This window comes from Streptomyces bambusae (assembly GCF_019400985.1).
In the GTDB taxonomy this organism is placed as follows: Bacteria; Actinomycetota; Actinomycetes; order Streptomycetales; family Streptomycetaceae; genus Streptomyces; species Streptomyces bambusae_A.
Genome location: NZ_WTFF01000491.1, coordinates 1 through 3,691 on the forward strand (window position 1 = coordinate 1; position 3,691 = coordinate 3,691).

Consider the following 3,691-nt stretch of genomic DNA (forward strand, 5'->3'; position numbering starts at 1 on the left):
GGTATAAGAGGCAGCGCCTCCGCAAAGGCAGTCGGTCGAGGGGCCGCAGCAGGCTCAGTGGCGTCGGCACGCGCCCCCGCAGGGCCGGTCGGCCGGGGGCCCGCGTCGGCCTCGGCGCGCGTCCCCGCGGAGGCAGTCGCAGAGGCCGTCGGACAGGTACCCGCGTCAGTCACCGCGTCGGCAGGTGTCCCCGCACGGGCGGTCGGCCGAGAGCCCGCGGCGCCGCTGGCGGCGTCGGCGTCGGCGTCGGTGGTGCGCGTCCCCGCAGGGGCGTCGGCGGAGGTGCCCGCAGGGGCGGTCGGGTGGGGGCTCGCGTTGGTGGTCTCGGGGGCGGGGGCGAAGAGGGTGCGTAGGCCCGATTGCTGGGTGCGGGGTGGGTCGTAGGCGAGGTCCTGGTGGGCTGCGGTGGTGTCGTACGTGGTGGAGCGGGTCAGGAGGGCCAGCATGTAGCGGGTCAGGGGCGGGGTGGACACGGGCGGGCCGGGGCGCAGGCGCCAGAGGGTCTCGGCCGTCGCCGCCAGGGCGCGGCTCACCGGCAGCGGGATGCGCGGGCCCGGCGGGGCGCAGCCGGCGAGGTCCGCGACCCGGGCCAGGAACGCCCACAGGTCGGTCACCTCGCGGTCGGCGACGAAGTACGCCTTGCCGCTGACGCGTTCGGCCGGTGCGGCGGCGGCCCGTAGGCAGGCGTGCACGGCGTTGTCCACGTGGCAGAGGGAGACCAGGACGCGCTTGCCGCCGGACAGGTCCGGCAGCCGGCCGGCGCGCATCGCGGCCGTGAGCCGCGGCAGGAATCCGGCCTGGTCGCGCGGCCCCCAGATGCCGCGCGGCCGCACCGCCACCGTGGTGAAGCCGGCGCCGCCGGACGCGAGCACCTCCCGCTCCGCGGCCGCCTTCGTCGCGCAGTAGTGGTTGAAGAAGCGCTCCGGGTACGGGGTGCTCTCGTCCACGCCGAGCCGGTCCCCCTCCCGCAGGCGCATCAGCGCGCTCGGGCTGCTGACGAAGACGAACCGGCCCGCTCCGGCCGCCCGGGCCGCGGACAGAAGCAGCCGCGTCCCGGTCACGTTGGCCTGCTGGAACTGCGCGCGGGTGCCGTGGTCCACGACGCGGGCGGCGCTGTGCAGGACGGTGTCGCAGCCCTCGGCCGCGCGCCGCAGCGAGGCGGCGTCGGCCAGGTCGCCGGGTACCAGGTCGACGCCGGGCAGCGAGCGCAGCCGGGCGGTGTCGCTGCCCGGCCGGACGAGGGCACGGACCCGGTGGCCCTCGCGCAGGCAGCCGTCGACGAGGTGGCCGCCGAGGAATCCGGTGGCTCCGGTGATCAGGACGGTCCCGGTCGCCGTCGACGTCACGGTCACAGAGACCGCCACCACGTCGCGCCGTAGAGCATGGTGCGGGCGGCTGTGCCGGCCCGGCTGTGCCCGGCAGCCGTGCCGCGCGGCAGCGCGGCCGGGATCTGCACGGCGTGGCCGACCGTGCTCAGCACGGCGTCCGTCCACCACAGCCGGCGCAGGACCGGTACGTCGGGCACTCCGGCGGTGGCGGCCCAGACGGCTCCGCCGACGAGGTACACCCAGCCGGCGAGCGGGACGAGCCGGGCGGCGCCGCCCCGGGACAACAGCGGTGCGGGCGGGGCCAGTCGGCGCTCGGCCCAGCGGGCGAGCTCCTCGCGGCCGATCTTGGCGTTGTGCCGGACGTCGACGGGGAAGCCCGGGTGGCGCAGGAACTCCTCCAGGCCGGTGGTCGGGACGTGGGCCGCCGCCAGTTCGCGCAGGTCGAGGACGAGTTCCGGCCAGCTGAGGGGGCCGTCCGCCGTCTCCACGCAGACGACCGGGCGCTGGGCGCCGGCCGGGCCGATGCCCACCAGGGCGCTGCGGCGGACCTGCGGATGGGCGTTGAAGACGCCCTCGCAGCGGACGGTGTGCAGGTCCCGGTGCTCGGTGCGCACCCGCTGGGAGGCGCGGCCGCAGAACCACAGGCGGCCTTCCTCGTCGAGGTGGCCGAGGTCTCCGGTGCGGTGCCACAGCCGGGGCGACGCGCCGCCGGACCGGGATCCGTCACCGGACCGAGAACCGTCACCGGACCGAGAAGCGTAACCGGACAGGAGCCCGTCGTCGGGCCGCGACTCGTCGCCGGGGTGGTACTCGTCGCCGGTCCGGGACCCGCCGCCGGTCCGGTCCTCGCCGCCCGGCCCGTCCTCGTACGCCTTGTGGCGGGCGTCGGCGGCGGGTGAGCGGTGGTAGTGGGCGCTGACGGAGCTGCCGGACACGGCGATCTCCCCGATCCGGCCCGTCGGCAGGCCGGGCCCCGGGCCGGTCCCGGTGAGCGGTCCGTCGGTGACGGGGAGGATCCGCACGAGGGTGCCGGGGACCGGGCGGCCGACGCAGGTGCCGGCGCCGTCTGCGCACCCGCCGGAGGCCTCGCCGAGGATCTCCGCCGCCTCGATCGAGGAGATCGGGAGCACCTCGGTGGCTCCGTACGTCACGTGGATGCGCGCCTTCTCGTCGAGGACGCCGCGCAGTGCGGCGACGACCGCGTCGGGCACCGGGGCCCCGCCGGAGACCACGCACGCCAGGTCCGGCAGCGCGGTGCCGCCCGTGCCGTCGCCGGCCGCGGTGAGGTGCTCGGCGAGATTGCGCAGGAGGGCGGGCGAGGCGAACATCGTCGTGACCCGGAACCGCGTCAACGCGTCCACCAGCAGCGTGGGTTCGGCCTGGGCGACCTTGGCCGGTGCGAGCGGGGCGAGCACGAGCGTGGAGCCGTAGACGAGGTCGAGGACCCCGTAGAACGGCAGGGTGACGAGTGAGACGTCGTCGCGGGTGCGGCCGTGGACGGCCTCGATCTGCCGGGCGATGGAGAGCGCCATCCGGTGGGTGTACTCGACTCCCTTGGCGGGGCCGGTGCTTCCGGTGGTGAACCCGATCATCAACAGGTCGTCGCCGCCGACCGGGGCGCAGGCACGCGCGTCGGCCGCCCCCGGGGCGTCGGCCGGCCCGGGCGCGACCCCCGGCCCTGACGGAACCGGAGCATCCCGCGGCCCCGACGGACCCGGCGCACCCGCGGGCCCCGACGGACCCGGCACGCCCGGCGGTCGCGACGGACCCGGTGGGCGGGACGCCACGCTCTTCCCCGCGGCCCGCAGCGACGCCAGGGTGTGGCCGCGGCCGAGCCGGCGCGGTCCGAGGGTCACCGGGACCCGGACACCGGCGAAGGTACGGCGGTCCAGGGCCCGCACGAGCTGGGCGAGTGGGGGTCCGACGAACGCCTCGGCGCCGGCGGCCCGGTAGCAGTGGAGCATGCGGCGCACGCCCATGCCCGGGTCGACCACGACGGGTACGGCTCCGACCCGGAAGAGGGCGAAGGCGACGGCGAACAGGTCGGGGCCGGGCGGGGCGGCCAGGACGGTCTTCGTCCCCTTGACGATGCCGGCCCGGGCGAATCCGCGGGCGAGGTCCGCCACGGTGTCCTGCAACTGCCCGTAGGTGACGGTGCGGTAGCGGGGACGGCCGTCCGGCTGCCGGCCGTGGGGGTGCACGATCGCCGGCTTGTCGGGGAAGGCGCGGGCGTTGGCCTCCAGGCAGTCCGCCAGTCCCGCGCCGGGCAGGTCGTCGGCAAGCAGGCCGGTCGCGTCGGGCCGCGCCCCGGTCGAGCTGGGCGCCCCGGTCGAGCTGGGCGAGCCGGTCGCGCCGGGCAGGCC

The 3,691-nt window shown here is 77.1% G+C and carries 2 protein-coding genes; both read right to left on the minus strand.

Features of this window, described 5'->3' with window-relative positions:
- The coding region (locus GPJ59_RS34540) for an NAD-dependent epimerase/dehydratase family protein (RefSeq protein WP_308120652.1) at positions 1–1,352 on the minus strand (1,352 nt) is incomplete at its 3' end.
- Positions 1,349–3,691, minus strand: a 2,343-nt coding sequence (locus GPJ59_RS34545; protein ID WP_219671972.1) for an AMP-binding protein, incomplete at its 5' end; no start/stop codon positions are given. The genes GPJ59_RS34540 and GPJ59_RS34545, both read right to left, overlap by 4 nt.